The sequence below is a fragment of the Bradyrhizobium sp. genome, assembly GCF_049586575.1.
Taxonomy (GTDB): Bacteria; Pseudomonadota; Alphaproteobacteria; order Rhizobiales; family Xanthobacteraceae; genus Bradyrhizobium.
Genome location: NZ_JBAVCF010000614.1, coordinates 1 through 6993, shown reverse-complemented (window position 1 = coordinate 6993; position 6993 = coordinate 1). Strand labels below are relative to the sequence as shown.

Genomic DNA, 6993 nt, shown 5'->3' with positions numbered 1-6993 from the left:
TGGTCCCGGTGATCGTGATTCCTATTCGCGCGCCTGTGCGAACAGCCGCTAGCGCTCTGGTTGCGATATTGCGCGAGAAACGCGCGCAAGGAATCGCGCCGGCTTTCGACATCGTAGATCACCCAGCCGTCGAGACCGTTGACCGGAATGAAAATCATCGTCACGCGCCGCCCCTGATTGTCGGAGCTTGTGGCCACATAGGTTTTGTCGAACTGCCGGCTCAGGATGGAAATCGAGACGGTCCCGAGCTTCCACGTCGCGCTTTGCACGAGGAAGTCCTAAGGCGCTTTGCTGCGAACGCCAGGAGTCCCGCAGGCTCGGATCGAAAAATTGCTGCGCGTGCGCTTGAACTGCCCCAAAGCGCCAATAGGCTAGCGCTGACGCCTAAAAGGCGTATGACCGCTGCCTTGGTCATGCGTGCCTGTTCGCTTTCATTGCGGCTGTGCCTGTCGTAATTTGCGCAGGATATCACCCTTGGTGGTCCGGTTGTAACATTCGCATCTCTTCTCGGCGGGCACTTTTGCGAATGCGAGAACCAAAGGACCACCAGCAAATTGATGATTCTAGGGGAGTTTGGGGTTTGACATTCGCTTTACGAACTTGCGGTTAGATGGGCAGCGAATGTCAAATCCACTCCACCAGCGAAGCCCGGGCGACAATGCGAGAACTGTTCGACGAAATGGCAGGCCAATCCGAGGTCAATCCGATGGAAGCGGCACGGCGCTCGGCGCGCGCGGTCCAGCGCAAGCGCTTCTATGCGAATGCCGGCATTGGCGAGAGCGGTGGCGGCTTCACGGTCACGCTCGACGGCAAGCCGGTCAGGACGCCGTCGGGGCGCACCGTGATCGTGCCGGTGCGTTCGCTGGCGGAGACGATCGCGGCGGAGTGGAACGCCCAAGGCGAATTCATCGAGCCCCTGACGATGCCGGTCACGCGCTTTGCCAACAGCGTGGTGCAGGGGGTGACCGATAACGCCGCAGCGGTTACCGACGATGTCGCAAAATATTTCGAGTCCGATTTGCTGTTTTACCGGGCCGGTCATCCCGAGGGGCTGGTAGCGCGCGAGGCCAGCCATTGGGACCCAATCCTGTTCTGGGCCAAGGACGCGCTGGGCGCGCACTTCATACTCGCCGAAGGCGTGATACATGTCCGCCAGCCCGAACCGGCCGTCACGGCGGCGCGCGCCGCCTTGCCCTCCGATGCCTGGGCGATCGCGGCGCTACATGTGATTACGACGCTGACCGGATCGGCGCTTTTGGCGCTCGCGCTGTTCCATGGCATGATCGATCCGGACCAGGCTTGGGCAGCGGCGCATGTCGATGAGGACTGGAACGCCGAGAAATGGGGCGTGGACGAGGAAGTGGCGGCGCGAAAGGCCGCTAAACTGGTCGATTTCAACGCGGTCACGGCCGTTCTTAAGGCGCTCGGTCGGAAGTAGCCGGCACCTGTCTTTGCCTCGGTTAACGAGAGGTTTACGACACGCGGCTAGCTTCGCCGGGACGATCACCCCGGTGAGTCATGGCGATCACGATCATTCCGAATATTCAGACCTCCACGGCGGCGGCGCCAAGTTCGCCCGCGAGCGGAATCGTGCTGCAAGCGGGGCAGGTGATCACGGCGCAGGTCGTGCAGGTCCTGGGCAACGACCAGGTGCAAATCGCCATCGGCAACCAGACGATCGAGGCGGCAACGCAGGTGCCGCTTCAGGCCGGCCAGACGCTCCAATTGCAGGTCTCGCAAACCCCAAGCGGAATTGGGCTTGCGATCGTCAATCCGCCGGGCACCAGCCCAGGTCAGACTGCGAGCGGTGCGGCCGCGACGTCCGATCCCGTCTTGACGCTTTCGCCTGCGCTCGCCGCGAGCCTTGCGAGCAATCTGACGCCGGATGCGGCGAGCCCGGCCAGTCCATTGACGCCGCTCGAGACCTTGGCGGTCTCGATCGCGGCGCAGACGGCGGCAACCCAGCAGACCTCGCTCGCACCGCTGTTTGCCGATCTGAATGCCGCCAGCGGATTGCCGAACCTGCCGCCGCAGGTCCAGCAAGCAGTTGCGCAGGTGTTGGCGCAGCAGACCAATCTCGACCAGAATCTGACGGCCGGTGCCGTCAAGCAGGCGTTTCAAACCTCCGGATTGCTCTTGGAAACCTCGCTCGCGTCGGGATCGGCGCCTTTGTCGAGTGGCGTACCCGATCTCAAGGCGGCTTTGATCGTGCTGCGTCAGGCGCTGACGGCATCGCTGGCGGATGTAACCACAGCGGCCACTACGACCGCGCCGGCTGCCGCCTCGATATCTCAACCGGGCTTGCTGCAAGCCGCTATGTCGGCGGAGGAGGTGACGCCATCGGCTGCAGCGGCCTCCGATCCCGCCGCCGCTGCTTCGGTCTCGTCGCGGGCCTCGGCCGGTGTGATCCAGCAGGCAACAACGGCGCTCGCCGCAGCCTCCGTGCCAGCCGAACAGGCCGCCGTGGAATCTTCCGCAATCGTGGCGACAATCCTGGCTGGAACCGAAAGCCAGGGGCAGGTGACGGAAGGCCTCGTGGGTGCGGGTTTGCTCGTGCCGGCAACGGCCACGGCAGCCGCCTCAACGCAGACCGTAGCCCAGGCGACGCTTGCCGAAATTGCCGATCTTGTGGCCGGTAGCCAAAGCCCCGTCGCCGTTGTGCCCGCGGCCGCGGCGCGTGCGACGGCTACCAGCGTGGCGCTCAACCTGTTGCAGGAGGTGCTTCAGGCCTCGCCGCTAGCCGTCACCAACCCGTCGCAGTTCGTATCCGAGAACGGCCAGGCGTTGGCGTTGTTGCCCGTTGTGTCGGGTGCGCGCACGCCCGATGACGCCGAATTCGCTCGCACCAATTTGCCGCCGCCGCCGATCAACGGCGCGCTGCCCGCGGCGCAGCCGGTCGCTTCGGCGACGCTCTCGGCGCACATGCCCCTCAATACAGCATTGCAGCATCTGCTCGACGGCACCGATGGCGCGATCGCGCGGCAAACACTGTTGCAGATTGCCTCATTGCCCGGCCAGGTCGATGCTTCCACCTCGCGTATCGATACCGCCGCGCCGCGCTGGAATTTCGAAATCCCGCTCGCGACGCCGCAGGGCACGGCGATGGCGCAGTTCGAGATTTCGCGCGATGGCGGGGGTGAGACTGCAACCGCTGCCGCCAAGGCAACGTGGCGCGCGCGTTTCTCGCTGAATGTCGAACCCGCCGGGCCCGTTCATGCGCTGGTTTCGCTGAATGGCGATCGCACTTCGGTGCGGATGTGGGCGGAGCGGCCTTCCACGGCCTCGCAATTGCGGGCGGGGGTTTCGCAACTCTCTCAAGCCTTGAGCCGTGCGGAATTAAAGCCCGGCGATATCGTGATCCGCGACGGCGCGCCGTCGCAACCGGCGGCGGCACTGGCCGGGCATTTTCTGGATCGGGCGTCATGAGCATGGACAAAAAGAGCCAGCTCGCCGTCGCCCTGCATTACGATCGCACCGGCGCGCCGCGCGTCGTCGCCAAGGGCAAAGGCACGATCGGCGAGAAGATCATCGAGGTCGCCAAAGCCAACAATATTCCGATCGAAGAGAACGAAGTGCTGGCAGGCGCGCTTTCCAACGTCGAACTCGGCGAGGAAATCCCGGCCGAACTCTACAAGGCGGTCGCCGAAGTCCTGATCTTCGTGTTGCGGCTGTCGGGCCGCGTTCGCTGATTATCGCCGATTCAGCTCCAACGACACTTCGGCGATGTTCGTGCCGCGCGGGCGAAGCAATACGAATTGCCGGTTTCCTCGTGTCGATAGCGACAGGTCCGCAGAGAAGTTCTGGCCCATGGCTGAAGCTTCGATCTGGCCGCCCCTGGCGCGCCCCGAAATCGTTAAGAACAAACCGGAGGAAACCGTGAAATCTGCCATCTTCATGTCATCGCTGATGTTGGCTACCGCCAGCGGCTGGCTTGCCGCCACGATGTTTGCGCCGCCCGCCACCGGCAAGGAACCGCGCTTCCCGCAACTCAACATGGATCAGCTCACCGACGCACAGAAGCCGCTTGGCGAGCAGATCATGAAGATCTCGAGCGTCGGGATCGGCGGGCCCTACAATCCTCTGATGCGCAGCCCCGTGCTTGGCCAGCGGCTGTTCGATCTGTTTCATTATCTGCGCTGGGAAACGTCGGTTCCGATCAAGCTCAATGAGCTTGCGATCCTGATCATCGGGCGTCAATGGCGCTCGCAGGTCGAATGGTTTGCGCATGCGCCACTCGCGGCGAAGGCGGGTCTTTCCACCGACATCATCGCCGAATTGAAGGAAGGCAAACGGCCGTCGAAAATGGCCGAGGACGAGGCAGTCGTCTACGACTTCGTCACCGAGCTCACCACCACGCGGAAGGTTTCCGATGAAACCTATACGCGTGCGAAGAAAGTGTTCAACGATCAGCAGATTGTCGATCTCACGGCGGTCGCCGGCAATTACGTGATGGTCGCGATGGTGCTGGCGATGTCGGAAGAGACCGTGCCGCCCGGCAAGGAGCCGCCGTTCAAGGCCGACGAGTAGTGAGCCTCTTTCTAACCTCTCCCGCAAGGGGAGAGGGAGCCCACCAATATCGCGGCGGGTATCGAACCAATTCTGATTGTTGCCCCCAACTGGACCAACGCAACGAAGCCGACGCCTCAAACCTTCGCGTCGGCGCCCCTGCCGATCCGGCCGAGATGGGTGAAGCCGAAGCCGGCGGAATATTTCAACCCATAGCCGAGCGCGCGGTCGAAGCCGATATGCGCGAGCCAGATCATCGCGACGGAAAGCAGTAGCGGCGGGGCGAAGCCAAAACCGGCCATTATCATCGCCAGTGGCACGATATGGCTGTGGGCGGCGTTGTAGACGATGGCGCCCACGCGCGGACCTGCGAGGTAGCCCAGGAAGCTCAGGTCGGGCGCCAGAAACAGCACGGCGTAGAGCCACCAGGGCCCGCCCCAGAGCCCGTAAAGCAGCGTCATTCCGGCCAGCAGCGTCAACCCCTCCAGCCGCAGCAGGGCGCGCACGCCGCCCGATACGGCGCCGGTCGCCTCTGTTCCGGTCATCTTCTGGCTCGCGCTCTCCGTCATCGCTATCCCCCCGGTTTGAGACGCCGGATATTAGGTGCGCCGGCGGCTGCCGAAAAGCGCTGCTTATCGGACAACGGCGGGCTGGCCCCTTGGGACATTTCCTCACCGCAAAAGGCCTGTTAGAACGAATATGAAAATCGGGCTGGAAACGACATGAAAGACATTCTGGACACCCTTGAAGAACGTCGCGCGGGCGCAAGGCTCGGCGGCGGCGAGAAGCGCATCGCCGCACAGCACGCGCGCGGCAAGCTGACGGCGCGGGAGCGGATCGACCTCCTGCTCGACAAGGGCAGCTTCGAGGAGTTCGACATGTTTGTCGAACATCGCTCGACCGAGTTCGGCATGGAAAAGACCAAAGTGCCCGGCGATGGCGTCGTCACCGGCTGGGGCACCGTTAACGGCCGCAAGACCTTCGTATTCGCCAAGGATTTTACCGTGTTCGGTGGCTCGCTGTCCGAGACCCACGCGCTGAAGATCACCAAGCTTCAGGACATGGCGATGAAGGCGAGGGCGCCAATCATCGGGCTTTACGATGCGGGCGGCGCGCGCATCCAGGAAGGCGTCGCAGCACTGGCCGGTTATTCCTACGTGTTCCGCCGCAACGTCATCGCCTCAGGCGTGATCCCGCAGATCTCCGTCATCATGGGCCCTTGCGCCGGTGGCGACGTCTATTCGCCCGCGATGACCGACTTCATCTTCATGGTGAAGAACACGAGCTACATGTTCGTCACCGGCCCCGACGTGGTGAAGACCGTCACCAACGAGGTCGTCACGGCGGAAGAACTCGGCGGCGCGTCCGTTCACGCCACGCGCTCCTCGATCGCCGACGGCGCTTTCGAGAACGACGTCGAGACGCTGTTGCAGATGCGGCGTCTGATCGACTTCCTGCCCTCGAACAATACCGACGGCGTGCCGGAATGGCCCAGCTTCGACGACATCGAGCGTGTCGACCTCTCGCTCGACACGCTGATCCCCGACAATCCCAACAAGCCCTACGACATGAAGGAGTTGATCCTGAAGGTCGTGGACGAGGGGGATTTCTTCGAAATCTCGGAAGCCTTTGCGAAAAACATCGTCACCGGCTTCGGCCGCATCGCCGGCCGCACGGTCGGCTTTGTCGCCAACCAGCCGATGGTGCTCGCGGGCGTGCTCGACTCTGACGCCTCGCGAAAGGCGGCGCGTTTCGTGCGTTTTTGCGATGCCTTCAATATCCCGATCGTCACCTTTGTCGACGTACCCGGATTCCTGCCCGGCACGAGCCAGGAATATGGTGGGCTGATCAAGCACGGCGCAAAACTCCTGTTCGCCTATTCGCAATGCACGGTGCCGCTGGTGACGGTGATCACGCGCAAGGCCTATGGCGGCGCCTTCGACGTCATGGCGTCCAAGGAAATCGGCGCCGACATGAACTACGCCTGGCCGACCGCGCAGATCGCGGTGATGGGCGCCAAGGGCGCAGTCGAGATCATCTTCCGCGCCGACATGAACGACGCGAGCAAGATCGCCGAGCGCACCAAGGAATATGAAGATCGATTTTTATCGCCGTTCATCGCGGCCGAGCGCGGCTACCTCGATGACGTCATCATGCCGCACTCGACCCGGCGGCGGATTGCGCGGGCGCTGGCCATGCTGCGCGACAAGAAGGTCGAGATGCCGGTGAAGAAGCACGACAATTTGCCGTTGTGAGGAATGACCAGTCAAATTCGGAACGGTGGCGACGGATTTGGCACACTTGAGTCCGATGACCGACGAAGACGAGCCTACCGACGAAATCTCAGCGATCGAAGAGCGTATCGAGGCGCTTGCCGAGATCGCTGAAAGATGCCGGAAGTTCATTCTGGCGTCCAGGATAGCGATCGCGGGTGGCGTCGCCTTGCTGCTTGCCGCGGTGCTCGGCCTTTTCGGCACAGGGCAGCTG

The 6993-nt window shown here is 62.9% G+C and carries 6 protein-coding genes and 2 pseudogenes; 6 read left to right on the top strand and 2 right to left on the bottom strand.

Features of this window, described 5'->3' with window-relative positions; all coding sequences use genetic code 11:
- Positions 1-269: pseudogene (locus tag WB528_RS22810) on the bottom strand (hypothetical protein); the annotation flags it as partial.
- Positions 270-658: 389 nt separating this feature from the next.
- Between WB528_RS22810 and WB528_RS22805 the strand changes: the two are divergent.
- From WB528_RS22805 to WB528_RS22790, 4 genes are all read left to right on the top strand, one after another.
- Positions 659-1438, top strand: a complete 780-nt coding sequence (locus tag WB528_RS22805) for an ATP12 family chaperone protein (protein ID WP_423890929.1) — start codon at positions 659-661, stop codon at positions 1436-1438.
- Positions 1439-1518: 80 nt separating this feature from the next.
- Positions 1519-3426 (top strand): flagellar hook-length control protein FliK, encoded by a 1908-nt coding sequence (locus WB528_RS22800; protein ID WP_423890926.1) that lies wholly within the window; start codon positions 1519-1521, stop codon positions 3424-3426.
- Complete coding sequence (locus WB528_RS22795; RefSeq protein ID WP_423890924.1) at positions 3423-3689, top strand: EscU/YscU/HrcU family type III secretion system export apparatus switch protein; 267 nt, start codon at positions 3423-3425, stop codon at positions 3687-3689. The genes WB528_RS22800 and WB528_RS22795 overlap by 4 nt, the downstream gene beginning before the upstream one ends.
- A gap of 205 nt (positions 3690-3894) precedes the next feature.
- Positions 3895-4527, top strand: coding sequence for a carboxymuconolactone decarboxylase family protein (locus tag WB528_RS22790; RefSeq protein ID WP_423890932.1), 633 nt, complete (start codon positions 3895-3897; stop codon positions 4525-4527).
- 116 nt (positions 4528-4643) lie between these two features.
- Here the strand turns inward: WB528_RS22790 and WB528_RS22785 are convergent, their stop codons facing one another.
- Positions 4644-5075, bottom strand: coding sequence for a DUF4260 domain-containing protein (locus WB528_RS22785; RefSeq protein ID WP_423890923.1), 432 nt, complete (start codon positions 5073-5075; stop codon positions 4644-4646).
- Positions 5076-5228: 153 nt separating this feature from the next.
- Between WB528_RS22785 and WB528_RS22780 the strand changes: the two genes are divergently transcribed.
- Positions 5229-6761 (top strand): acyl-CoA carboxylase subunit beta, encoded by a 1533-nt coding sequence (locus WB528_RS22780; RefSeq protein ID WP_423890921.1) that lies wholly within the window; start codon positions 5229-5231, stop codon positions 6759-6761.
- Positions 6762-6807: 46 nt separating this feature from the next.
- Positions 6808-6993, top strand: a pseudogene (locus WB528_RS22775) (hypothetical protein); the annotation flags it as partial.